We start from the raw sequence: 24,630 nt of genomic DNA, 5'->3' as shown, positions 1-24,630 counted from the left end.
AAAGGTTGCGGGATGACGAGGAGACGTGGGATGGCGCAGCGCAGCATCGACCGGGAGATCCACATCGACGCCGCTCCGGAGGTGGTGTACGAGGTCATCAGCATGCCGGAGCACCTGCGCGAGTGGTGGCCGGACGAGGCGGAGTACGAGCGGGCGCCCGGCGCAACCGGCACCGTCTCGTTCACCAACCGGCCGGACGGGAAGGTCGTGCCGCTGACGGTCCTGGAGGCGGACCCGCCACGGCGGTTCAGCTTCCGGTGGGCGTACGAGCTGGATGCGGTCGCGACCACGGCGAACTCCTTGCTCGTGACGTTCGACCTGGTCCCGGTGGGTGCGGGCACGCTGCTGCGGTTCTCCGAGACCGGGTTCGACGAGTCGGCCGCCCCCGACGAGGTGTACCGCGACCACATCACCGGCTGGGACTACTTCCTCCCCCGCCTCACGCCGTACGTCGACCGGCTGGTGTCGACGCCATGAACGTCGCCATCGACGACGACCTCTGGTCGGCCGTCGGCGACCCGACCCGGCGGCGAATGCTCGACCTACTGCTGGCCGGCAACGGCGGTACGGCGACCAGCCTGAGCGACCAGTTGCCGGTCACCCGGCAGGCGGTCGCCAAGCACCTCGGCGTCCTCGACCGGGTCGGCCTGGTCCAGGTCACCCCTTCCGGCCGGGAACGCCTGTACACGGTCGACGAGGCCCAACTCGCCCGCGCGGTCGCACAGCTGTCGACCGTCCGCGACGCATGGGACGGCCGGCTCCAGCGGATCAAGCGGATGGCGGAGGCCATCCACACCCAAAGACATCAGAAAGGCACGTGAAATGGTCGACATCTTGCACAGAATCGGGGCACGGGCATCCCTCGACGACGTCTCCGAAGCCCTCACCACCATCGACGGACTGGCCGGCTGGTGGACCGAGGACACGCACGGCGACCCCGGCATCGACGGGGTGATCAAGTTCCGGTTCGCCGGCGCGGGCGGCGAAGGCTTCGACATGAAGGTCCTGGAGTCGAAGGCCGGCGAGCTCGTCCGGTGGGAGGTCGTCGACGGACCGGACGAGTGGATCGGCACGCACGTCGGGTTCGAGCTCTCCCAGGTCGACGACTGGGCGATCGTCGTCTTCAAGCACGAGGGCTGGAAGGAACCCGTCGAGTTCATGCACCACTGCAGCACCAAGTGGGCCAGCTTCCTGCTGAGCCTGAAGAAGTACGTCGAGACCGGCAAGGGCGACCCCTCGCCGAACGACGTGGAGATCAGCAACTGGCCGTAGTGTCCTGAGTCGGAGGTTCGGACACCTAACCCAGGCTTGCCAGAAGCTCCTTGAGGCGACGCTCCTGGGCCTCGCGCTCGGCCTTCAGCTGCTCCTCGTAGCCTCGGTCTGCAGCGCCCAGGAGCAACGCCTTCGTCTCCCGGACCGCGCCAGGCAGCGGAGCCAGCAGTGCGTCCGACAGGTCCTTCACCGTGCCGGCCAGCTCCTCGGCCGGTACGACGATGTTCGCCAGGCCGAGCTCCTTCGCCTCGGCGGCCTCGACCCACCGGGACGTCGCGCAGATCTCGAGCGCCCGGGAGTAGCCGACCAACTGGACGAGCGGCTGCGTGCCACCCAGATCCGGCACCAGGCCGAGCGCGGGCTCACGCATGCTGAAGCGAGCATCCGGCGTGACCACGCGGAGGTCACACGCCAGCGCGAGCTGGAACCCGGCGCCGACCGCGTGGCCCTGCACCGCCGCGATGCTGACGATCTCAGGACGCCGCAGCCAGGCGAACCCCGCCTGGAACCCGGCGATCGTCTCGTGCACCTCGGCGGCCGGCTTCGCGCCGAGCGCGAGCAGCGGCTCCTCGCCGTCGGCGTTCTCGCCCATGATCAGCCGCCGGTCGAGGCCGGCCGAGAACGACGGCCCCTCCCCCGACACGACGACCACGCGCACCTCGGGCGGCAGCGCCGTACCGAAGTCGGCCAAGGCTCGCCACATCGCCGGAGTCTGCGCGTTGCGCACCTCCGGCCGGTCCAGCACGACCCGTGCGACCGGCCCGTCCACCGTCAACCGCAGTCCCAAGTCCGTCATACGGAGGAAGATACTCTGGAGTAACTACGCCAGCGAGATCAGGTCGGCGTACTCGTTCGTCCAGAGGTCCTCGACGCCGTCCGGGAGCAGCAGGACGCGCTCCGGCTCGAGCGCCTCGACGGCGCCCTCGTCGTGGGTGACGAGCACGATCGCGCCGGCGTACGAGCGGATCGCGTTCAGCACCTCGGCCCGGGACGCCGGGTCCAGGTTGTTGGTCGGCTCGTCGAGCAGCAGCACGTTGGCCGCCGAGACGACCAGGGTCGCCAGCGCGAGCCGGGTCTTCTCGCCACCGGACAGCACCCGGGCCGGCTTGTCCGCGTCGTCCCCGGTGAACAGGAAGGAACCGAGCACGCTGCGGGCCTGCGTCTCGTTGAGGTCCGGCGCCGCGGTCTTCATGTTCTCCAGGACGGTCCGGTTCACGTCCAGGGTCTCGTGCTCCTGCGCGTAGTACCCGAGCTTGAGGCCGTGCCCGTCGATCACCTCGCCGGTGTCCGACTTCTCGATCCCGCCCAGGATCCGCAGCAGCGTGGTCTTCCCGGCGCCGTTCAGCCCGAGGACGACGACCCGCGAGCCGCGGTCGATCGCCAGGTCGACGTCGGTGAAGATCTCCAGCGAGCCGTAGGACTTGGACAGCTCCCGCGCCATCAACGGCGTCTTGCCGCATGGCGCCGGCGTCGGGAACGCGATCTTCGCGACCCGGTCGGCCTTGCGCTCGCCCTCGAGCTCGGACATCAGCCGCTCGGCCCGGCGCAGCATCTGCTGGGCCGCGGTCGCCTTGGTCGCCTTGGCGCGCATCTTGTTCGCCTGGTCGACCAGCTGGCCGGCCTTCTTCTCCGCGTTCGCCCGCTCGCGCTTGCGCCGCCGCTCGTCGGTCTCGCGCTGGGTCAGGTACGCCTTCCAGCCGACGTTGTAGACGTCGATCTCGGCGCGGTTCGCGTCCAGGTGGAAGACCCGGGTGACGGTCTCCTCGAGCAGGTTGACGTCGTGGCTGATCATGATCACGCCACCGGCGTACGACTTCAGGAAGTCGCGCAGCCAGACGATCGAGTCCGCGTCCAGGTGGTTGGTCGGCTCGTCCAGCAGCAGCGTCTCCGCCTGCGAGAACAGGATCCGGGCCAGCTCGACCCGGCGGCGCTGACCACCGGACAGCGTGCTCAGCGGCTGGCCCAGCACCCGGTCCGGCAGCCCGAGGTTCGCCGCGATCCGGGACGCCTCCGACTCGGCCGCGTAGCCGCCGGCGGCGTGCAGGTCGGCCTCGGCGCGCTCGTACCGCCGCATGCCCTTGGCGCGGGTCTTCTCGTCCGCGCTGGCCATCGACTTCTCGGCGCTGCGCAACCGCCGTACGACGTCGTCCAGGCCGCGGGCGGACAGGATCCGGTCCCGGGCCAGCACCTCGAGGTCGCCGGTCCGCGGGTCCTGCGGGAGGTAGCCGATCTCGCCCGACGAGCTGACCGAACCGCTGGCCGGCAGGCCCTCGCCGGCCAGGATCTTGGTCAGCGTGGTCTTGCCGGCGCCGTTGCGACCGACCAGGCCCACCTTGTCACCCGGCCCGACCCGGAACGAGGCGGGGGCGAGCAGCTGACGGGCGCCCACGCGGACCTCGAGGCTGGAGACAGTGATCATCGCGGTGGCAGGCGTCCTCAAGCTCGTGGGATCGGTCGGTGGCGGGTCGGCGGCGCTGCGTCACGACACGGCTGAATCCCCCGCACTCACGTCTAGTCTATGTGCTGTGAAATTCAACCCGGATGCGGATCTCGACACCAGCGGTGTCGAGGACACTCGTGGTAGTGGCGGAGGCGGCGGCGGTCTGCTGCCCGGCGGCACGATCCCGATCGGCGGCGGAATCGGCGGCATCATCCTGCTCGTGGTCATCCTGCTGCTGAACGGCGGCCTGCCGGGCGGAGGCGGCGGCAGCGAGGAGCCCACCGTCCGCAACACCGCCGCCGGGAACCTGGACTCGTGCAGGAAGGGCACCGACCTGCAGAACAACCCGGACTGCCGGTTCGTGTTCTACCAGAACTCGATCGAGGGCTTCTGGGCGTCCGAGCTGCCGCGCCGCGGCAAGAAGTACACCCGGGCGCCGATGCGCGTCTTCGACAGCTCGGTGAACACCGCGTGCGGTCCGGCCACCAGCGCGGTCGGGCCGTTCTACTGCCCCGGCGACAAGCGCGTGTACCTCGACCTCGGGTTCTTCCAGACCCTGCAGACCGAGCTCGGCGCCAAGGGCGGCAACTTCGCCGAGGCGTACGTCGTCGCGCACGAGTACGGCCACCACGTGCAGAACCTGTACGGCATCCTGGGCCGGATCAAGACCCGCAACGGGCCTACCTCCGACGCGGTCCGCTCCGAGCTCCAGGCCGACTGCCTCGCCGGCATCTGGACCAACCACGCCACCACCGTCCCGGACGCGGACGGCGACACCTTCATCAGCGGCCTCACCCAGGACGACATCGAGCGCGGCCTCGACGCCGCCGCGTCCGTCGGCGACGACCGGATCCAGTCGAAGACCCAGGGCCAGGTCAACCCCGAGAGCTTCAGCCACGGCACCGCCGAGCAGCGGATGCGCTGGTTCAAGACCGGCATGGACTCCGGCGACATGACCGCCTGCGACACCTGGTCCGCCGACACCCTCTGACCTGCCCTCTGACTTCGGGGGTTGCCCACTGAAATTCCCAGTGGGCAACCCCCAACCTCAGTGGGCAACCCCGATCTTGGGGGTTGTCAGGCGACGGCGGCGGGGCGGTGGTAGCCGGGGAGGATCTCGTCGACGAGGGCGTCGGTCTCGGCCTCCGCGCCGCGGGGGCCGCCGTGCTTGGCGAGGGCTGCGTACATCTGCGACGCCACGTTGGTGACGTCGGCCGGCGTACCGAAGTGCGAGGCCAGGCGCAGCGTGGCTCGCCACAGCTCCTCCGAGGCCGGCGAGAAGCTCAGGCCGGTCTGCAGGGACGTGCGGGCCAGGTTGCCGTCGTTGTACCGCAGCGAGGCCTCGGCCAGCTTGAGCGCGGCGTCGACGACTGCCTCGGCCATCCGGCGCTCGATGCCCGACGCAGCGAGCCACGAGTACCGACCGGCCGGCAGGTCCGACCAGGCCGGGCCGTGCACCAGGCTCAGCGCCGTCGACAGCGGACCACGCGGGTCGTCCATCATCGTCGCCTGCTTGGCCAGCGTGCGGAACACGTCCCAGTCGACCCGTACGACGCTGCGGTTCAGCATCCAGCGTCCGGACTCGTCGGCGTACATCGCGTCCACACCCACCCAGCGGCGGGTGTGCTCGAGCGCCGCGTCCCGGAGCTCCTCGCTGATGCCCCGCGGCCAGATCGCGCCGGCCAGCACGTTCGGGTGCACGCCGTAGTCCTGGCTGGCCAGGAACGCGACGATCTCGGACGACAGCTGCACGCGGCCCTCGTCGATCGTGCCGCGAGCGTCCACCTCGACCGGCCCGAGCAGGTCCACCTCGACCGGCGCCGGCTGGCTCAGGTCGGTGGTGGAGAACTCGTACGCCGGCATGTCCTGCTCGGCCCGGCGCTTGTCCAGCGAGTCCGACTCGGCCGCCTCGAACAGCGCGACCAGGTCCGCGAACTGGGCGGGATCGATGCTGTGGGCATCGACCTCGAGGCCGAGCAGCCGGCAGACGGCCTGGTTCTTCTCGTCCACCACGAACCGCCACGGCGAGGCGATCACGTCGCCGACCACCACTACGGCGATGGTGCGCTTGTGGTCCGCGGCCAGCCGGTTCAGCTGGTCCTGCTCGGCCGGCGACGGCGGCGCCGACACGAAGATGATCTCCGCACCCCACATCGCCGCGTCCGGGTGCGCCATCCGGGCCTCGGCCACCGACTCCAGGTTGCGTCGCGCACAGGCCTGGACCTGCGCCTCGGTACGGCGAGTGACCTCGGCGATCGCGTCGTCGAGCCGCACCCAGTAGCTCAGCCGGCTCGGCGACAGCGCGGACAGGTCGTCACCGAACCCGACCATGCTGACGTGCGCGCCCTCGGACCACAGGTTGGTCGCCAGCTCGACCGCGAGCGAGCCGACCACGTCCCGGGACGGGTTGTTCACCCCGCCGAAGCTGACGATGCCGTTCGCGGTGTCGAGGTCGACCAGCACGGTCGCGCCGTCCGCGTTCCGCCCGATCGTCACCAGCGTCGGGTACGGCGCCGGCGCCGTCACGTCCGTGGTCGGTGCGTAGGCCCGGCGCAGCGTCCAGCGGGTGCCGTCGGCAATGACCTGCCACGGCGCGGGCGGCGGCGTCTGCGCCTCGTACGGGTCGAGCACGAGCGTCAGCGCGCGGTCGGTCACCAGCGCGGCGACGACCTTCGGCATCGGCCGGCTCGCCTGGGTCATGTCCGCGCCGAGCTGGCGCAGCGCGTTGTCGACGAAGGTGGCGGTCGGGATGTCGGAGGCGAGCCGCAGCCCGATCTCCGTCTGCCGGTGCCCGGCCGCCTTCGGACCGGGGCCCTGTGCCCAGCCGCGGCGGCGGCGCAGCGCAAGCGCGAGGCCGGCCGCGAGCAGCGTGGCGCCGAAGCCGTAGATCCCGGCCTCGGTGGCGTTGATCCCGCCGTCCTCCACCGCGACCGGAGCCGGCTCGGGCACCTTCGTGCCACCGGCCGCCGGTTCGCCCTGCTCGGACTGGGTGCCCGGACCGTGCGGGGCGACCGAGATCCCCGGCTCGCCCGGCTTCACGTTCTTCGCGCCCGGGTCCCGGCCCGCGCTGCCGATCGTGACCGACGAGCCCTTCTCGGTGGCCTGGCCCTCGAAGAACCGGTTCCCCGGCCCCGGCTCGGTCTTCGACGCCGTACCCGTCGTGGTCTTGGTCCCCGTCGACGTCTTCGCGCCGATGGAGGTCTTGGTTCCGGTCGACGGCGTCGTCTTGGTTCCCTGGCTGACGGTCGTGGTGGTGCCGTCGATCTTCACCCGGACGGTGTGCACCCCCGGGCCCTTGGCATCGGCGGGCAGCCGCACCTGCCAGCCCGGCAGGATCAGGTCCGGGTTGGTCAGCCGGCGGCCGTCGGGCTGGAGCTTGTTCTTGTTGAGCTCGTAGATCTCCTTGTAACGGCGGCCTTCACCCAGGTACCGCTCGGCGATGTCCCACAGGCAGTCGTAGTTGCGGCCCTGCGGCGGACGGACCTCGGTGTACTTGACCACCTGGCCCTTGTCGTCGCTGTTCGTCCGTACGCCGGTGTGCGTGGTGCCGGCCTGGTTGCCGCTGAGCACCGTGCTGCGCGACTCGGTCTGGCGGAACGTGTTCTTCGACTCCTGGTCCCCGCCCTGCGTCGCCGTCGCGACCGTCGGGGCACCGGTGCTGTGGGTGGTCGCGGCGCTCGCGAGCGGGACGCTCACACTTGCGGCAGCGCCGATCAGGACGACGGTGGAGATCAGCCGGCGAGCCAGGCCCTGCGAGCCGCCGCCGAGTGGGATCCGTGGCGAGAGGCCGTGGCCGCGGATCTCCGCGACCGCCTCCGCGACCAGGCAGACGACGAAGTGCAGCCAGGCGATCCAGATGAAGAACGCGAGGATGCCGAGCACGGTGTCGATGCTGAGCTCGCTGAACAGCACGTCGCGGCTCGGGACCTGCTCCGGCCACGGCGTGCCGAAGAACCGCAGCAGGACGTACGGGACGCCGCCGACGATCGCCAGGATCGCGAGCAGCGCGACGAAACCCTTCAGCCGGTCCGCGCCCGGGCTCCCCGACCGTCGCTGCGGCAGGCGTGCCGACTGCACCGGCTCATTCGTCCTTACCATCGTTCCTCCATACCCCCACGCATTGCCCCACCCTCAGCCACCAATGGCCTGCACTTCCTGCACCGGCAACCGCTGCACCGCATTGACGTTGGCCTTACCGATCGAGTGCCAACCGCCGGCGTCCTTGCCGATCCAGTACGACACTTCCCACGTGATGGTGAGCTTCACCGTGTACATGCCGTCCGGCTGGTTCGCGCTGGATCGCTTGTACGTGTGCTTGCACGTGTTCATCTGGTGGAAAGGGTCCTGGTTCTCGTCATACCCGTCGGGATCGTCGAGCGGTGTGGCACCCATCAGGCAGTCGAACGGCGGCGTCCCGTCGCCGGGATCGACTTTCATCGCGACGACCAGGCCCCGCATCGTCAGGTTGTGAGTCGGGTTGATGTAGCCACTCAACGCACCCACTGCTGCCTCCGCCCGCGAACTCTCCCGGGTCAGGGAGAAGAAGGCAGGCACGTTCACCCGCGGCGTGAACGTCGGCATGATCACCAGCGCCGGCTCCGGGTAGCTGCTCCTGAACTCGCGCCAGAAGTACGCCATGTAGTCCGGGAACGGGCACTGCGCCTCCTCCTCCGGGCTCACTGGAATGTAGGCGCGCTCCAGGTGGGCAGTCGGACCACCGTCGTACGTGTCGAGCTTGTAGTCGGTGATCGTGATCCGGAGCACCCACTTCTTTCCCTCCGGCGCCCGCGGAAGCTGGATGCCGTCGGGAATGGGGAAGTCGCGACACGGGATGAACGGCCGGCCGCCCAGCCGCTCTTGCCATGTGGGCGGCGGGGTCCCGTTCCCCAGGTAGGGCTCGCCGTTGCTGCAGTAGGCACCGAAGCCGATCGAGTTGACGTACATGCTGCAGACCGTGGTGCCGCTGTGGATGGTGTCGGCGGTGGCAGTGGTGGCCGGTGCGGCCATGACCAGTGCGAGTACGGCGCTCAGGACGACAAGTCCACGGCCCACTCGGTTCTGCATCCTCACTCCCCAGACTCGGCTACCCGCAGATTATCTTCGACCAGGTGCATCATGCCCGGTGCTCGATTCCCCGTCACCTATTCGGAATCTCAATTCGATCCTTCTGGCCTAGGCCGGATACTTCACCCGCGCACAGTTCACACCCTTCGACGGCGCCAGCCGGTACGGCAGCCAGCCGATGCCGGTCTTGATCATCTCGATCACCTCAGGCGAGCCCTTCGGGGCGACCACGGTCCAGGCCCGCGCTTTCGGGTCCCAGTACTGCGTGGTCTGCGAGCGGCAGGTCTGCACCCGGACAGTGCCGTCCGACTGGCCCCGCGCGCCGACCACGACGACGCTCCCCGGCGGGCGCATGATCCAGCCGTTGCGCTTGGCATCGACGATCCCCTCCGACACGTCCGCGTAGAAGAACGAGGGGAACCGCTTCTTCAGGATCGTGTCGTCCTTGGTGACAAGCGCCTGGAAGTAGAGCGGGTAGCTGGACACGAGGCCTTGGACGGCTGGATTGGACGCGTAGTTCCCGGCCTTGATGATGACCTGGGCCTTCGCCTCTGCTGTGGCGGCCGACTGCGAGGGCCGGCTGCTGGGCTCGCTTGTCGGGGTGGACTGCGTCCCGGACGGCGTCCCGGACGTCGTACCGGAGCCGCCGGGGCCGTCGACCGGGACTGGGCGGCCGCCGTCGTTCTCGTTGCCGCCGCCGCAGCCGGACAGCAGGAGGAGGCCGGCCAGGACGGCTGCGGGAAGGGCGAGGCTTCGCACGGGTGGCATTCCTTCGGCTCTAGCTGGTCGGTGGGCTGGTGGGCGGGGTCGACGACGGCGGCGGGCTCTCCGGGTCGGGAGTCGGCGTGATGCTCGGCGTACAGGTCCTCGGGAACGGCAGCGGCTCCAGGGTCCACGTCGGTGTCGGCGAGCCGATCGTCCAGGACGGGCACGGCAGGTCGAGCGTCGGCGGCACCGCGGTGGTGATCGGCGCGCCCGGGTCGTCCCGCGTGGTCTGCACGGCGATCGGCGGGATCGTCGGGCTCTCGTCGGCCTTCTTGATGCCCTGCTCGGCGTGCGCGGTGCCGATCCCGCTGGCCTTGAGGCTGGTCTTGCCGATCAGGCCGAGGAACGTCGTCTTGTTGTCCAGGGCAACCCGGATCTCGACCTGCTCGTCGGTCAGCCTGGTCGGGCCGCAGGAGGTCACGGCCGGGTCGTTGGACGACACCTGCGCGCAGAACCCGGCGATCGCGGTGGCCGCCTTGGCGGTGTCGATCTTCGCCTCGGCGGAGTTCAGCTGGATGCTCGCGGCGCCGACCCGGGCCGCCTCCTGCGCGTAGCCGACCGCCCGGGACCGGGCGCCGAGCTGGCGGCCGCCGTCGATCACCAGGCCGGCCAGCGTGAAGATCATCACCGCCAGGATCGCCACCGCCGGGCTCAGCGCGCCGCGGCCGATCGTCCGCCGATGGTTGCTCGGGGCATCGATCCGGAAGAAGTCCGCCACCCGGGACCGGCGCTCACGAGCCATCGCGCACCCCGCGGTACGGGTCGACCGAGGAGCTGAACCGCTTCGTGATCGTCGTGTCGCCGCCGATCCCGAGCAGGCCGAGGTCGCGGTAGTCGATCGTGCAGGTGACCTCGACCGACAACGGCGTGCCGGCGGCGAACTGGGTGGTGATGGTGCCGCTGGCGGTCTCCTTGCAGGACTTGAACGCCTGGCCCATCGTCCGGTTCACCGCGTCGTCGACGTACCCCTGGGCCTCGCTCAGTGAGCGCGCCTGGCTGGCCGAGCGGGCGCCGTCGCGGGCCGCGCTCTCCAGCAGGGAGGAGGTCTGGAAGTACCGGCCGCAGGCGAGCAGGAACATGAACAGGATCAGCAGGATCGGCGCCAGCACGGCCAGCTCGAGAGCCATCGTGCCCTGCTCCGTCGGCTTCCGGTGCCGTCCGCCCGAGCGGATGTACCGCACCGTCGGGCGGGCGTGCCGAGGCGGTCGGCGGGCCCCCAGCTTCCGCTCCATGTCCTCACTCACTTGTCGTCGGCCTCGAACTGCTCGATCGGCCCGGTCGCGGTGCGCTCGACGTGCAGCTTCAGGCCCGGCACCAGCGAGACGGTGTCACCGGTCACGGTGAACGACACCATCCCCTCGGGGTTGTTGTACGACGGCGGCTCGACCTCGGCGTTCTGCAGCGTGGTCCCGCCGAGCTGCTGCGCGTACGCCTTGATGTCGCCCCGGATCTGCTCGCCGACGCCCTCGTTGTACACCGGCGGCTGGACCAGGCGCAGGCGCGAGACCCCTTCCTGCGCCGCGTTCAGCGCGACCGACCGCCCGTACAGCCACAGCGCCGTCTGGATCGACATGAAGATCAGCGCCAGGATCATCGGCGCCAGGATCGCCAGCTCGAGGGAGGTCGCACCTCCCTCGGACCGTCGCCGGTGCACCAGGATCAGCCGTTCTCGATCTCGCCGGTGCGCTTGTCGATGACGCGGCGGACCACCAGGCCGATCGCCAGCGCGGCGGCCACCAGGATGGCCGAGATGATGGCCCACTCCAGCGCCGAGGCGCCGAGCTGGGTCCGTCCCTGCCGAGCCCGGGCCCGTTGGGTGTGGGCCCGCGCCACCGCGTAGCCGGCCATCGCGCGCCAGAACTGCAGTTCCGAGTTCATCCGTATGCCTTCCCGATCATGAGGCCCAGTGCGGGCCTCAGTATGCCCTGTACGACGGACCATTCCGCTCGACGGATCCGTCCAGGTTGCCCTTACCCGTTTCAGTTCCCGAGGATCGCGATCCCGGCCGGAAAACCGAGGAACAGCATGAACGCGGCACACATGACGAGCTGGGCGACCAGCATCGACTGCGACCGCTCCCCCGCCTTGCCCTCCACGTCCGCGAGCTCCTTGCGGCGCAGCGACGCCGCCCGGGCCAGCAGCGAGGCCCGGATCTTCGCGCCCTCGTCACCGGCCAGCGCCAGCGCCGACGCGAGGTCGCGGAGCTCCTCGACGCCGAGGTCCTCGCCCAGCCGGGCCATCGCGTCCCACGGCGTGATGCCGATCAGCCGCGCGTTTGCCAGCGCCTGCCGGATCCTGGCCATCGCCCAGTGGTCGCCGATCGTGGACGCGGTCATCAGCGCCTCGGGCAGGCCGCGGCCGCCGGCCAGGTTCATCGCGACCAGGTCCAGGAAGCTGCCGACCACGTGCCGGAAGTCGCGCCGCCGCGCCTCCGCCTCCTGCCGCAACGCCAGGTCGGGCAGGAAGAACGCGAACGCCATCGCGCCCAGCGTGACGATCGCCGGCGTCGCGCCGGGGGCGCTGAGGCCGAGCATCGCGAACAGGAACAGCACGACCGGGATGAAGATCATCGCGCCGAGCGCGAAGAACACCTTGGTCGCGAGCATCGCGGCGAACGGCTGGTTCATCACCGCGAGGTCGCGGCGCAGCCGGCCGAACGCCCAGCCGCGGGCGTTCGCCTCGAACTCGAGCCGCCGGCCGAGCGACTCGCGGGCCCGGTCGAGACCGCCGAGCACCTTCTCGCCGGCCGCGCTCTGGGTGGCGGCGCCGCCGTACCCGGTCCGCCCGGCGTCGATCCGGGCGATGGTGGACAGCACGTTCGCGGACGGCTTGATGAACATCCGCACCAGCAGGTACGCGCCGAGGCCGACCAGGCCACCGGAGACGAAGGCCCACGTCATCAGCCCACCACCTCCATCCGGTCGTCGCCGGCCCGCTTGGCCCGCTTGTCGGCACTGCCGATCAGGAACCGCTCCGGGACCTCGATCTTGGCCAGCTTGCGCAGCCAGACCAGCCCGAGCGCGTACAGCGCGATCACGATGAACAGCACGAACTGCCCGATGAAGCTGGTGTACGGCGCGACGTACGTCGGGTTGAACAGCACCAGCGCGGCCGCGACCAGCAGCGTGATCGCGACGACCACCTGGACCGAGCGCCGGGTCGACCGCCGTTCGGCCGCGACCTTCCGCCGTACGTCGAGCTCCTCGCGGGCCGAGTCGGCCAGCGCGGTCAGCACCTCACGCAGACCGGGACCGCGCAGCCGGGCGTTCAGCACCAGGGCGGCGACGATCAGGTCGGCGGACGGGTCGTTCAGGTCGTCGGCGAACCGCATCAGTGCCGAGGGCAACGGTTCGCGGATGCGCAGCCGGTCGACGAGCAGGTTAAGGCCGGGCTTGATCGCCGGGGCGGCGTTCACCGCGGTCGCGGGGATGGCCTGCTCGAGGCCGACCGCGCCGGCGATGGTGTCGCGCAGCGCCTCGGTCCAGGTGGCCAGCGCCTCCAGCCGCTCGATCGCCCGGCGTTCCTCGCCGGTGCCGCCGAAGAACCGGTCGGCCATCGCGGCCAGCAGGCCGAGCGCGACGGCGAGGACGAGCCAGCGGGTCACCACCAGGACGAGCAGGCCGACGCCGATCCCGGTGCCGAGGCGGACGAGGTTCTTCCGCCCTTCGACGCCGGTGCCACGGCGGAACAGCGACGGGGTCTCGTCCTTGGGCACGGTGCCGCGGATGGCGACGACCAGCAGCAGGAGCGCGCCGCCGACCACCGCTCCGCAGAGCAGTGCGAGCAGGGTCCGGTCGTTCATCGCCGCCTCACCTCAGGCCCACGTTCCGTGCACGAGCGGCTGGTACCCGAAGTACTCGAGCTCGTCCATGCAGGCGATCGGAGCGTGCGCGGCCGCCCGCCCGTCCGGACCCGGCGCGAACACCTCGCCGGACAGCACCCGGCCGTCCCAGCCGGTGACCTCGCGGATGCTCTCGATGTACCGGCTCAGGCCGCCGCCGCGCTGGTAGTCGTTGTGCTTGCGGACGAACACCACGAAGTCGAGGGCGCCGGAGATCAGCATCTGGGTGGCGTCCATCGGCAGCCGCTCCATCGCCTGGATCGCGTAGGTGCTGATCCGGTTGAACACCTCCATCGAGCTGTTCGAGTGGATCGTCGACAGCGAGCCGTCGTTGCCCTGGCTCATCGCGTTCAGCATGGTGACGATCTCGTCGCCGAGCACCTCGCCGACGATCACCCGGGACGGGTTCATCCGCAGCGACCGGCGGACCAGGTCGGCCATGCTGACCTGGCCGACGCCCTCGGAGTTCGGCAGCCGCTCCTCGAACGCGACCACGTTCGGGTGCAGGTCCTTGAACTCGCCCAGGCCGAGCTCGAGCGAGCGCTCCACCGTGATCAGCCGCTCGTGCGGCTGGATCTCGTTGGCCAGGGCGCGCAGCAGCGTCGTCTTCCCCGAGTTCGTCGCGCCCGCGATCATGATGTTCTTGCGGGCCGCGACCGCCGCCCGCAGGAACGAGCCGACGTCCTCGGACATGGTGCCGTTGGCAACCAGGTCCTTGAGGAACACCCGGCCCAGGCGGGCGCGCCGGATCGAGACCGCCGGTCGCGCCGTGACGCCCATGACGGCGGACAACCGGGAGCCGTCCGGCAGCCGCAGGTCGAGCTGCGGGTTGGCCGAGTCGAACGGCCGGCTGGTGAGGCCCGCGTGGGCGGCCAGCACCTGGATCAGCTCGACCAGCTCGTCGTCGGACTCGGCGACCGGACCAGGGTTCTCCTCGCGGCCGTCGCCGTACTGGACGAACACCTGGTCACAGCCGTTGATGTCGATGTTCTCGACGTCCGGGTCGTCGATCAGCGGCTGCAGCCGGCCGACCCCGAACAGCGCCGAGTGGATGGCGCCGGCGATCTGCGCGTCGTCGTCGGGCGTGGGCGGCGTCCGGCCCTCGGCCAGCTCGTAGCGGGCGTGGTCCTCGAGCACCTGGACGATCAGCGAGCGCGCGTACTCACGCTCGTCCTCGGCGCTCATCGGCGGCACGCCGTTCACCTGGTCGCGCCGGCGTTGTTCGTTCAGCCGCTCGGCGACCTGCACCCGCAGCTTGCGAACCAGCTCCTGGTCGGCGCTCATCGACGTCCTCGCTTCGCTCCGGGCGCCGATGAGACACGAGACGCACTGCGCTTGATGGTGACCTCGCTTCGCTCGCTCACTGCCAATCACCCTGCGGTGGAAAAGCGGCGTGCGCCATGTCGAAGTTCTCCGGCGGCGGCGCAGCGACGATGGCGGCCATCTCCGCGGTGATGTCGGTCGCGGACCGGATCAGCTGGGTCTTGTCCAGCCGGCCGTGACCGCGCCCGTCGAAGAACGCCGCGCCGGCCGGGTCGTAGGCCAGGTGCCACCGGTGCCGCACCGGCACGGACATCGCGTCCAGCACGGTCCACACCTGCTTGACGCCGTCCCGCCGCTTCGGGTCGGCCACCACGACCACACCGAGCTGTGCGTCGACGTGGTGCACCAAAGACGACAAGCGCTCGCGGAGATGCGCGACCGACGAGCCGGTCGCCGTACAGACGAGGACGACCAGGCGGGCGGACTGCACGACAGGCAGTTGTGGAGACGAGGCTCCGATGCGACCACAGTCGGCCAGTACGTCGCCGTTCTGCATCTGGTTGAACGAGATGCCGAGCGGATGCCACAGACCGCCCATGCCGCCGACCTGCTCGGGCGAACGGACGCCGAGCATGACATCGAGGCCACCGTCGAGCTGCTGGCTGTGCGCGAGGATCACCTCGTCGCTGAGCCCCTTGCGGCTGGCTGCGGCCAGGCTGACCAGGCCACGGTCGGAGTTGAGCGGGGTGCCGCCCGGTGCGGTCATCCGGATCGCCACGTCGCTGCCGGCCGGGTCGCACTCGGCCAGCAGCACCTGCCGCGGCCAGAGCGCGCCGAAGACGAGGCTGGCAGTCGTCACCCCGGGCGAGCCCTTTGCGCTCGCCAGTGCCACCAGTGCCATCAACCGTCTCCGTCGGTGCGGGAGACCTCGGCCGGCGTGCCCGGATTGAGCACGGTCAGCACCAAGGTCTTGGCCGCCGCAGCAGCCGCGACGGCGGTCGCCTTCTCGGTCGGGACCAGGATGGTCACGTTCAGCGTGTTCGCGTTGTTCTTCGAGTCCGCGATACCGCCCGAACTGGCGGTCACCTCGGCCGCGGCGACCAGTGGCGCGGCCTGCTGGCTGTCCTGGTTCGCGGTGGGCACCCGGATCACCGACACGATGTCGCCGACCCCGATTCCTTCGGACGGCGCCCGGCCGCCCTCCAAGGTGACGCCGACCAGGGCGCCACCGGAGGGGATCGGCTTGGTCTTGGTGAAGTTGGCCTTGGTGACGAACTGGTCCTTGTAGAGCCAGGTCGTCGTGTACTGGCCGATGTAGTCCTCGGCTTCCGACCACGGGATCAGCGCGCCGGTCGCGCCGGCCAGGTCACCGCGGGCCAGGTCCTTGCGGTCCAGCTTGTGACCGGGCTGGAGTTTGTCGGCCGAGATCGCGACGAAGTCGGACCGGTTGCCGCTGTTGACCGCGATCAGCGCGGAGCCGGCGGCGCCGAGCAGGATCAGGATGACGGCGAGGGCGGCCAAGGCGGGGCGGCGTTCCCGGCTGCTCGGCAGGCGGTTTGTACCACTGCCCGCCGATCTGCCCGCTCCGCGGGTGCCTTGGGAGGAAGTACGCGTGGAGGAGGAGAGACTCACGCGCCCTACCGTAATGGCAGCGAGGTGCCATCCACGCCACGAGTCCGGTGCCGTTACCGGCTCGCGACCCGGTCCCGCTCCGCGGACGTGAGCAGCTCGGTGAACGACCCCGGCTCGCCGTACAACTGGTCTAGATAGCTAAACAGGCCCTGCAGCGCCAGTCCGAGCTCGCGCTGCCACCCGTCGGCCGCCTCCAGGTGCGCCGCGAGCACGCGCCCCTCGGCCAGCGTGACGGCCGAGTTGACCGGCTGCACCAGCCGCTCACCGTCCTCGTCCGGTACGGCGCTCCGCCCCCGGACCTGCCGTACGACGTCGGCCAGCCCGGAACGCTCGGCCTCGGGCAGGACCCGGTCGAATCCGGGGGAACCGTGGAGCTGGTCGAGGTAGTCACACAGAGCGAGGAACAACTCGACAGCGTCGTACTCCGGGCCAGGCTCGGCCACGGATCGCAGCTGGGCCACAACGCTCCGTGCCTCCGGGACACTCCACTCGGACGCTCCCAACCGGTCGGTCATGTGACGATCGTAAGGAGGCGACAGGCGTAAATCGTTAACAGTTCGGATGAGTTGAGTGGCTGGCCAGTAACCGAAAGTTTGCTAACGTCCGGAAACCAGAGGCTCGGTGACAACTGGTGGTCACCGAGTCGCGATCGGGAGGGGTGGGTCGTCTTGACGACGCCTGGTGTCACCGCCCCGGATCCGGCGGGTCGCGCTCGCGCAACCCTCGGAACCGCGTTGGGCATCGTCGTGCCGTCAGCCGTGCCGCTGCGTGACGGGCGGATCTGGCTGACGAGCCGGCGGGACGTGCTGCCGGCGGACGTCGCCCGGGCGCTGGAGGAGAAACTCAGCGCCCGTGCAGCAGACCGGATCAGTGACGAGCGCATGCTCGCCGAGGCCGTCGCAACCTTGGGCACGGAGATCGCCCGGGCCCGTGGCGAGTCGACCGAAGCCGGCGCGACGGACGCGCTCGACCGGTTGCTGCACACGCCCGGGCTGGACCAGTCGCGTCGTACCGAGGGTGAGGCGATGCTTCGCCTCGCGCTGCGGCTGCACGCGCAGGAGTCCAGCGAGGCGGCCGCACGGCTCGCCGCGATGCCTGGCGAGACCAGAGTCCCGGTCGCCACGGCGATCGTCTCGGCAGCGCAGCAGATCACCCGCAACGCCACCCAGCTCGGTACGCCGACCCCCGCGCAGCCACGCACCGGCCGCCACCGGAACCCGGTCGGCGTCAGCCACCGGCGCACCGACACTCGTGTCGTCCGCGGGACTGCGCTGGACCCCACGGGCCGCACAGCCACCGCAGATCCCCAGCAGAGCGAGCTGGCCGCACTTGCTGCGCTGACACAGCTGGGTGAGGCCGACCTGGGTTCGTCCGTCACCAGCCGGCCAGCCGTGAGCCGGCAGTCCCGGTTGGCGACGATGACGCTCACCACCCGCGACGTACCGCAACACGTCCGCGTCGAGATCCTCCCGACCAACCGCGGCCTGGCAGCCCAGGGCACGCTCCGATCCGGTACGGCGAACGACCCGCACGTGCTGCGGATCGCACCGTGGGTGCCAGAGCACCAGTACCGGCAGATCTGGGTCCGCCAGCTCAGCCGGATGACGCAGCAGATGCAGGCCGAGCAGGCTGAACGGCCGCGCGGGATCCTCGGCCGGGTGCGCTCGATGCTCGGCTCGGAGCGGCGCGAGCAGCGGCTCAACGAGGACTACACCGCCTACCAGCAGCTGTCCCGGGACTGGGAACAGGCCCAGGCCGAAACCCTTGCGAACGGTCAGCCGAGCGGACCGCGCAGTGTCGCGGACCTCGAACGCGACATCCGCCTCCAGGCCGGCGCGATCTGGTGGCGCAGCGGCACCATGCCGACCCTGCCCTGGGCGCAGGACTCGACCTACTCCCCCAGCGCGGCCGTCGATGGCATCGCCGCCGAACGAGCTGTCGCAGCAGCCAACCCCGAAGCGAACACGCCAGAGCATCTGCGACAGCAGGTCGTCGACCAGATCGCCGAGCTCGAAGCTGCCGCCGCAGACCTGCAGCACCAGGCCGACACCAAGGTCGACAGTGCGGCAACGACCGCCGATCAGGCGACCAGCAAAGTCGACCTGGCCGAGGCCGAGGATCTGCTCAAGGACCGCGGTGCGCCGGAGCGAGCCCGGAAGCTGCGGGCCGAGGCGACCGCCGCCTTCGCCAAGGCACGCCGCCACACCGAGCTGGCGCACGCCTACCAGCAGGCGGCGAACGACGCAGGCGCGGCGTTGGCCGGCTACCAGGCCATGCTCGCCCGGATCGACGACCCGGACCACGAGCCGGAGCAGATCGCCGAGCTGGCGCGCGAGGCTGCCGCCAAGACGGACGAGTACCAGGCGAGCCTGCGCGCGGCGCTGCCGGTCGACCATCTCGAGACAGGCGTGCCGACCGACCAGCACCTGAACCTGCCGGTCGAGGCGATCAACGCGGCACTGCTGGCGAACCAGAGCGGCGTGCAGGTTGCCGACACCGGTCCACTCCCGGTCCCGGGCGCCCAGTACCGCAAGCTCTTCTCGGACGGCATGGTCTTCAGCGTCGCCGGCTCACCCGACGACGCCGTCGGCAAGGTCCGGCAGGTCCGGGTCCGGGTGAAGGCCGAGAACCTGCGGGAGCGGACCGACCTCGACTACGACATGGCGGAGCAGATGTCCGCCACCCTCGGCGAGGGCGGCCACAACAACTCCATCACCGACACCCACGCCCGCAACGTCTCCGTCGGCCTCAACCTGCAGCCGCTCCTGGCCGCCGCACCGCCGGGATCCGCCGTCCAGGCGGCCTCGCAGGTGTTCGCGCCGCGCGTCGACGGCAACACCGGCAAGACGCTCGCCGAGACCGCCGGCGCGAGCACCCACGCTCAGCTCGGCTGGGTCGACGTACACAAGGGTGAGTCAGTCCCCTACAGCTGGACCGGTGAGTACGAGATCCAGGTCCGGAACTCGCCGACCGAGCCGTGGTCGGCGGTCACGACCGTCAGCGCCGGCGAGCAGCTGACCTGGGTCCCGAGCCCCTACACGGTCAAGGCGCAGGCCGACACCGTGACGCTGGAGCAACTCGGTTTCGCGGCCGACCTCGACGCCGGGTTCCCGCGGCACACGGTCAACCGGATCACCGGCCTGCACGACCTCAACGACCGCCTCGTCATCGAGGCCACGCAGAAGCTCGGCGCGATCGACCGGATCGGGTACGAGCAGATCCTCGGGCGGGTCACCGAGGACCCGTACCGGCTGCTGGGCGAGTTCGCCAAGCCCGGCGGGCTGAGCCGGACCATCCAGGTCGGCGGCGAGTCGGCGTACCGGCTCACGGTCGAGGTCGAGCCGGTCTGGGCCACCGCCGAGCTGGTCGGCGCGTGCAGCGGGGAGATGGGCCAGGAGAAGGTCGAGGTCGACTTCGCCGCCACCAGCGCGAGCCGCGCCTCGGGGACCTCGCTGTCCGGCTCGGCGTCGGTCGCCTACCCGGGCACACCGCTCGATCCGGCCCAGCCCGTTCCGGCCTACCTGCCCAGCCCGACGGCGCTGTCCGACGTCGGCTCGAGCACCGTGGACTTGTCGGCGAACGTCTCGGCCGGCCGCAACGTCTCCCGCCAGGGCGGGCTGAACCTCAGTACGACGGCGATCACGCCGGTGGTCGACCGCGACATGTCGCCGACCCAAGGCGTCCTGGTCGACCTCAAGGTCACCGCGACGCTGCGCAAGATCGGCGATCCGGACACCGAGCCGGTGGTCGTCTCCGACACCTGCCAGGCGAAGCTGCGGCTGACGGCGAACCGGCTGCTGCGGACGGGCGCCGCGGCCGGCAAGGACGCCGTACTGCGGGACGACGACAGCGAGATCCGGCTCGACCAGCACGGGCGCGCGCTCCTGGTCGGCGACCCCGAACCGCCCGCCGGTCCGCAGACCGTGCCGCCGTGGCACGGGACCGGCGAGAACCAGATGCGCGGCACGGGCAAGGCCCTGCCCGACGGGCTCACCGGCGTCGACGAGGCCCGGCAGCAGGCGCTCACCAAACTGAGCGAACTGGGCCTGGTGCCTCCGCTCGACAACGACTTCCAGCCCCTCGAGGACAAGGAGCCGTCCAACCGGCAGCGGACCGCTCAGCAGCGGAACTACGACCGCGTGGTGGAGGCGTTCACCGACTACCGGATGGTGAGCGCGATGAACACGGCCTGCCAGTCCGGCCTGATGGTTCACCTCGTCGACCATTCCGGCCGCACGCCGCGGGACCGCTTGTTCCGGCTGAAGGTCACGCAGGACTTCGGCGACGTCAAGCCCGCGGGCAGCAACCCGTCCCGGACCGTCACCCGGCTCGGCATCAGCTCTCGGGCGATCCAGGCGATGCTCGGCCGCTCGCGATCCGTTCCGGTCTCCGGCGGCATCGGGGCCGGCGACGGACCGGCGGAGGGACAGCCCGGCGTCCTCGGCCGGCTGGGCGTGAAGCTGAGCCGCAACGCCCTGGCGCGATCCTTCAGCCAGACGGTGGGCAGCCGGATCAACCGGGTCACGCTGCACGAGAGCACCGCACCGGTCGACAACCTCGACCAGAAGATCCGGATCACCTTCACCGAGGTCACCCCGGACGGCGACTCCGAGCCGTTGGCCGACGTCGTCGGCACGATGTCCGTGGCGTACGACAGCTCGCTGGCGCAGGCCGAGGAGCCCGAGTTCGCGGCCGACCCGCAGCCGCCGCACCCAGAGGCCGTCAGCCGGTCGATCCCGGTCGCGATGGACGCCGGCGACCCGGCCGACCGGCTGTACTCGGCGGTCGACGCGATCCGCGCGGACACCGTCGGCTTCGCGCAGCTGCACGCCGCGCTGTCCCCGGAGGCCATGCTCTCCAACAAGGAGTGGATCACCGACGGCCGGTACGAGCTGCCCCTGGTGATCACGCCGGCGCCCGCGAACCCGGCGCAGGCGCTGGAAGACCGGACGCTGCTGCCGCAGAGCTACAAGATCGTGATCCGCAGCGAACCGGTCAGCCAGACGTTCGCGGCGATGAACTACCAGGTCACCGGTGACATCAACCTCACCATGGTCGACACCGGCTTCACCTCCGGCAGCTCGACCTCGGGCGGGGTCGGGCTCGAAGGCGGCGGCGGGCCGGCCGCCACACCAGGCGACCCGTCCACGACGAGCGGCAAGGTGAACGTCGGCAGAGTCGCCGGCCGGTCGCAGTCCACCGGCACGAGTCAGACGTCGGGCGACGAGCGGCTGTTGATCAACACCGGCATGCACTACGAGCTGCTCGAGCGGCACCGGTTGGTGGCCGACGTGATGCAGGACGGCAAGGTCGTGCAGACCGTGCCGCTGCAGGACGCGCTGGTCCAGAAGGTGATACCGGAGTACACCGCCCTGGAGCTGTACGGGCGTGAGCAGTTCGACCTGCCGCTGCCGATCGCAGCGGACGTGGCCGAGCGGTACCTCACCAACAAGGTCGAGATGAGCCCGCGGACCGCGGGCGCCTTCGTTCGCCGCTACAAGCAGGAGAAGGCCGGTGTGACGACGGGCCTGGCCGCGGAGCACACCGACGAGCGGCTGACCCGGAAGGTGATGGGGCACGGCAAGGCCCCGGAATCCACCGCGCCGACACCTGCGGAGCGCCTGGAGGACACTCTGGCGCGGACCGAACAGGTGGCCGCGGAGGAGCGTGCCGTCGGCCTGCCCAACTCCTACCGCGCCACGCTCGGCTCGAGCCAGCCCTACGAGCTCAAGCAAGAGGGACCGGAGCGGCTGGACGTCGACCTGCTCCCCCAGATCCGTGAGCAGGTCGAGGAGGTGGCGCCCGGGCGGCTGGCCACCGACCAACTGCTCGCGCCCGCGCTTGAGGCGACCCTCGCCAAGGACGCCTTCAAGGGCCACCTGGTGAACATGCTCGGCCCCCGCGGCTACACCGCTCCCCCGATCGAGATCCCGGTCGAAGGACAGGACCATCCCGACCTGCTGCTCGTCACCGTCAAGGCGCACTTCGAGGGCGACATCCTGGTCGACGGCACGCCCGGTCTGCCGAAGGTCGAGGCGGTCGACTTCGACCAGAAGTACGGCTTCGAGAGCCAGGACCAGTCGACCGGCCGCAGCATCACCCACTCCGGCGGCGTGGAGCTGAAGGGCGAGGACGGCGACGGAACGTCGATGTCGGGCGGACTCAGCGCCGACCGGATCCGGCAGGTTTCGGCCGCCAGCGGCAAGCAGAACACCACCCTGCACCGCACCGGCGACCTCGACCTGACACCGGTGACCCGGCGGGTCGTCTTCACCACCGAGGTCGAGCGCGTGCACCGCGCCGGCGCGGCGGCGATGTCGAGCACGCGGTGGCGGCTCACCCGGACGACTCCGGCCGAGCTGACCACGACCGCGCAGCCGCGCGAGCTGCGCGCCGTGCTGACGTCCTTCGTCCCGCGCGGAGTCGTCCGCGAGGCGCCTGACGCCGGCACCGAGCAGGCCACCGGGGAGTTCAGCCCGGAGCACCGCCCGTTCGTGATGCCCGAGGGCGCACAGGTCGCCTCCATGCTGCCGTACCGCGAGGGCGCGGTCGTCACCGACGAGCTGTACAACAGGCTGACAGCGCACCTGGCCCGGCCCGGCGTGCTCGGAGTTGCCGGCCTGGCCGAGCACAAGGTGGCGATCGGGACCCAGCTGCTGCCGATGGTGCTGGAAGCCAAGTTCGAGCAGCTGACCGGACCGGGCGGTCTCAAGCTCGAGCCGCTGATGGGGCGCGGCAACGGCCGGACGACCATCGCCGTCCAGGTCAACGCCCGGCCGGTCGGCATCGAACTGCTGACCGACGGCGTACCGGGTCAGTCGGGCATCGTGCGGCGCTACCAGCACAAGGTCCAGAGCTCGACCACCGGCAACCAGGTCGCTCCGGTCACGGTGACCGGAGGCTTCAACAACGGCATCGTCTCGATGTCTGCCTCGGTCGGTGAGCAGGTCAAGAAGCAGTCGTCCGACGCAGTCGGCACCCGGCTCGAGACCATCGCGACCCGAGGCGGTGACCTCGTCGACGTCCGGTTCCCGGTCACCTACGACCTCACGATCAACCAGCAGACCGACAGCGGCCGCGGCACCCCGACGACCAAGAACACCACGCACCTGCGGGACGCCGCGCGCGGCGAGTTCTACGTGCGGATGCTGTACCACGAGTACCTCGACATCCTGCAGCAGATGGAGTCCGGCGGTGACGTCTCCCTGGACGGCCTGCAACTGCAGGCGATGCCGGAGAAGCTCGGGAAGCCGGACATGCGAGCAACCGAGTACGGCGAAGACGCGTCGGGACAGCGGACGTACCAGCCGTACCAGCCGATGCTGGCCGCGATCGACAAGGCCATGGCCGAACGGACCACCGTGGTGCTGGCCGTGCAGGAGGACGGCGGCCAGGAGCGGCTCTACCAGGCTGTGCCGGTCCAGGACGAGCGCGGTGTCCACGTCGTGCTGTCCGGTGTCAGCGACGGCGGGTTCGCCGCCGCCCTCGGCAGCCTGGACCGGCGGCTGGTGCAGATGGCCCAGAGCCCACACCCGTCGGGTGACGGACGCCTCCGGGTCGACCTGCGGGAGCTGTTCAACACCACAGAGCGCGGTGGCAACTTCAGCACCAAGGTCGCGGCCGCGCTCGAGCAGAACGGCGTTCCCACCGCGATGCTGAAGGGTCTCGACTACAGCCGGACCGTACGCCCGGCGGCCCCGGTGACCAATCAAGGCAAGAAGCCGACCGTCGGTGGCGCGGCTGCCAGCCGGACCATCACACCGACGACGAGCGGCCCGTCCATGGCGGGTCCGTGACGGCGCAACGCGACGAAGGAGCCGGTATGGCGTTCGCAGTGGCGCGGACCAGGGACGAGGCGCACCTGTACCTGGAGCTACATCCCTGTCCGAACTGCGGTTCGATCGACACGCCGTGGGAAGACGGGCTGGCCGACGTGGAAGGTGAGCTGGCGATCAGCTACGCCGGGATCTGTCCCGGCTGCGACGTCGAACGGCAGTACCTGTTCGGTCTGCCGGCCCGCGAGACCAGGGTGGCGGGCTGGCCGACGTTCGGCGGTCCGGAACCGTCCGAGCTGCTGGATCCGGGTCAGTGGCTGGACGTGGCCGACCGGGCCACCGCCGACGTCCCCACCGATCCGCGCGCGGCCGGTAAGGTGCTGGCCGTCGCCGCGGCCGCGGTCGACGAGGTGATCAAGTTCGTGCCGGCCGGGCAGGACGCCGTACCGGAGGACGAGTTCTGGACGCCGCAGGGCCGGGCGCTCTGGGACGCCGAGCCGGACCGGTTCCGGCTGGAGCGGCTGCTGGCGGCCCGCGACACCTACCGCGAGCGGGGCCGAGAGACAGGAGCGAGATAA

The 24,630-nt window shown here is 70.5% G+C and carries 21 protein-coding genes; 6 read left to right on the top strand and 15 right to left on the bottom strand.

Annotation, left to right across the window (positions count from 1 at the left end; all coding sequences use genetic code 11):
• Positions 1 to 12 precede the first annotated feature (12 nt).
• Genes ACIBGM_RS33010 through ACIBGM_RS33000 form a run of 3 tightly spaced genes read left to right on the top strand, consistent with a single transcriptional unit; the run spans position 13 to position 1,272 of the window.
• Positions 13 to 477: an SRPBCC family protein gene (locus tag ACIBGM_RS33010; protein ID WP_360521287.1), complete on the top strand. Its 465-nt coding sequence runs from the start codon at positions 13 to 15 to the stop codon at positions 475 to 477.
• A complete protein-coding gene (locus tag ACIBGM_RS33005) occupies positions 474 to 821 on the top strand; it encodes a helix-turn-helix domain-containing protein (protein WP_360521290.1) in 348 nt (115 codons plus the stop codon). Before ACIBGM_RS33010 ends, ACIBGM_RS33005 begins: the two co-directional genes overlap by 4 nt.
• A gap of 1 nt (position 822) precedes the next feature.
• Positions 823 to 1,272 carry an SRPBCC domain-containing protein gene (locus ACIBGM_RS33000; protein ID WP_396387763.1) on the top strand — a complete coding sequence of 150 codons (450 nt, stop codon included), beginning with the start codon at positions 823 to 825 and terminating at the stop codon, positions 1,270 to 1,272.
• 25 nt (positions 1,273 to 1,297) lie between these two features.
• Here the strand turns inward: ACIBGM_RS33000 and ACIBGM_RS32995 are convergent, their stop codons facing one another.
• Together ACIBGM_RS32995 and ACIBGM_RS32990 are read right to left on the bottom strand one after the other, a co-directional pair.
• On the bottom strand, positions 1,298 to 2,068 hold the full coding sequence (locus tag ACIBGM_RS32995; RefSeq protein ID WP_360521296.1) for an enoyl-CoA hydratase/isomerase family protein: 771 nt from the start codon (positions 2,066 to 2,068) through the stop codon (positions 1,298 to 1,300).
• A 24-nt stretch (positions 2,069 to 2,092) separates the two neighbouring features.
• Positions 2,093 to 3,691, bottom strand: coding sequence for an ABC-F family ATP-binding cassette domain-containing protein (locus ACIBGM_RS32990; RefSeq protein WP_396387762.1), 1,599 nt, complete (start codon positions 3,689 to 3,691; stop codon positions 2,093 to 2,095).
• Positions 3,692 to 3,797: 106 nt separating this feature from the next.
• Here ACIBGM_RS32990 and ACIBGM_RS32985 point away from each other — a divergent pair, with 106 nt between their 5' ends.
• Positions 3,798 to 4,703 carry a neutral zinc metallopeptidase gene (locus ACIBGM_RS32985; RefSeq protein WP_396387761.1) on the top strand — a complete coding sequence of 302 codons (906 nt, stop codon included), beginning with the start codon at positions 3,798 to 3,800 and terminating at the stop codon, positions 4,701 to 4,703.
• Positions 4,704 to 4,789: 86 nt separating this feature from the next.
• Here the strand turns inward: ACIBGM_RS32985 and ACIBGM_RS32980 are convergent, their stop codons facing one another.
• The 13 genes from ACIBGM_RS32980 to ACIBGM_RS32920 form a co-directional block, all read right to left on the bottom strand.
• Positions 4,790 to 7,810: a BTAD domain-containing putative transcriptional regulator gene (locus ACIBGM_RS32980; RefSeq protein ID WP_396387760.1), complete on the bottom strand. Its 3,021-nt coding sequence runs from the start codon at positions 7,808 to 7,810 to the stop codon at positions 4,790 to 4,792.
• Between the two features lie 33 nt (positions 7,811 to 7,843).
• Positions 7,844 to 8,776, bottom strand: a complete 933-nt coding sequence (locus ACIBGM_RS32975; RefSeq protein WP_360521308.1) for a hypothetical protein — start codon at positions 8,774 to 8,776, stop codon at positions 7,844 to 7,846.
• Between the two features lie 108 nt (positions 8,777 to 8,884).
• Complete coding sequence (locus tag ACIBGM_RS32970) at positions 8,885 to 9,544, bottom strand: hypothetical protein (RefSeq protein WP_396387759.1); 660 nt, start codon at positions 9,542 to 9,544, stop codon at positions 8,885 to 8,887.
• A 10-nt stretch (positions 9,545 to 9,554) separates the two neighbouring features.
• Positions 9,555 to 10,283, bottom strand: a complete 729-nt coding sequence (locus ACIBGM_RS32965) for a Tad domain-containing protein (protein ID WP_360521314.1) — start codon at positions 10,281 to 10,283, stop codon at positions 9,555 to 9,557.
• Entirely contained in the window at positions 10,273 to 10,773 is a 501-nt protein-coding gene (locus ACIBGM_RS32960; protein WP_360521317.1) for a TadE/TadG family type IV pilus assembly protein, read from the bottom strand. Before ACIBGM_RS32960 ends, ACIBGM_RS32965 begins: the two co-directional genes overlap by 11 nt.
• Positions 10,774 to 10,781: 8 nt before the next feature.
• On the bottom strand, positions 10,782 to 11,195 hold the full coding sequence (locus ACIBGM_RS32955; RefSeq protein WP_360521320.1) for a TadE/TadG family type IV pilus assembly protein: 414 nt from the start codon (positions 11,193 to 11,195) through the stop codon (positions 10,782 to 10,784).
• Positions 11,196 to 11,200: 5 nt separating this feature from the next.
• A complete protein-coding gene (locus tag ACIBGM_RS32950; protein WP_132210455.1) occupies positions 11,201 to 11,419 on the bottom strand; it encodes a hypothetical protein in 219 nt (72 codons plus the stop codon).
• Positions 11,420 to 11,520: 101 nt separating this feature from the next.
• Complete coding sequence (locus ACIBGM_RS32945; protein WP_396387758.1) at positions 11,521 to 12,441, bottom strand: type II secretion system F family protein; 921 nt, start codon at positions 12,439 to 12,441, stop codon at positions 11,521 to 11,523.
• Positions 12,441 to 13,343: a type II secretion system F family protein gene (locus tag ACIBGM_RS32940; protein WP_360521326.1), complete on the bottom strand. Its 903-nt coding sequence runs from the start codon at positions 13,341 to 13,343 to the stop codon at positions 12,441 to 12,443. The genes ACIBGM_RS32945 and ACIBGM_RS32940 overlap by 1 nt, the downstream gene beginning before the upstream one ends.
• Before the next feature lie 12 nt (positions 13,344 to 13,355).
• On the bottom strand, positions 13,356 to 14,666 hold the full coding sequence (locus ACIBGM_RS32935; RefSeq protein ID WP_360521329.1) for an ATPase, T2SS/T4P/T4SS family: 1,311 nt from the start codon (positions 14,664 to 14,666) through the stop codon (positions 13,356 to 13,358).
• A 76-nt stretch (positions 14,667 to 14,742) separates the two neighbouring features.
• Entirely contained in the window at positions 14,743 to 15,546 is an 804-nt protein-coding gene (locus tag ACIBGM_RS32930) for a hypothetical protein (protein WP_360521332.1), read from the bottom strand.
• Entirely contained in the window at positions 15,546 to 16,166 is a 621-nt protein-coding gene (locus tag ACIBGM_RS32925; RefSeq protein WP_360521335.1) for a hypothetical protein, read from the bottom strand. The genes ACIBGM_RS32930 and ACIBGM_RS32925 overlap by 1 nt, the downstream gene beginning before the upstream one ends.
• 164 nt (positions 16,167 to 16,330) lie before the next feature.
• Positions 16,331 to 16,792, bottom strand: a complete 462-nt coding sequence (locus ACIBGM_RS32920; protein WP_396387757.1) for a hypothetical protein — start codon at positions 16,790 to 16,792, stop codon at positions 16,331 to 16,333.
• Positions 16,793 to 16,945: 153 nt separating this feature from the next.
• Between ACIBGM_RS32920 and ACIBGM_RS32915 the strand changes: the two genes are divergently transcribed.
• Both ACIBGM_RS32915 and ACIBGM_RS32910 read left to right on the top strand, forming a co-directional pair.
• The gene (locus ACIBGM_RS32915) at positions 16,946 to 24,073 is read left to right on the top strand and encodes a hypothetical protein (RefSeq protein ID WP_396387756.1); all 7,128 of its coding nucleotides are present in this window, start codon (positions 16,946 to 16,948) and stop codon (positions 24,071 to 24,073) included.
• A 26-nt stretch (positions 24,074 to 24,099) separates the two neighbouring features.
• Positions 24,100 to 24,630, top strand: a complete 531-nt coding sequence (locus tag ACIBGM_RS32910; RefSeq protein WP_360521344.1) for a hypothetical protein — start codon at positions 24,100 to 24,102, stop codon at positions 24,628 to 24,630.

Origin of the sequence: Kribbella sp. NPDC050470 (assembly GCF_044458365.1) — a bacterium.
In the GTDB taxonomy this organism is placed as follows: Bacteria; Actinomycetota; Actinomycetes; order Propionibacteriales; family Kribbellaceae; genus Kribbella.
Note: the sequence above shows the minus strand (reverse complement) of the source record. Positions and strands in the feature narration are given on the sequence as shown.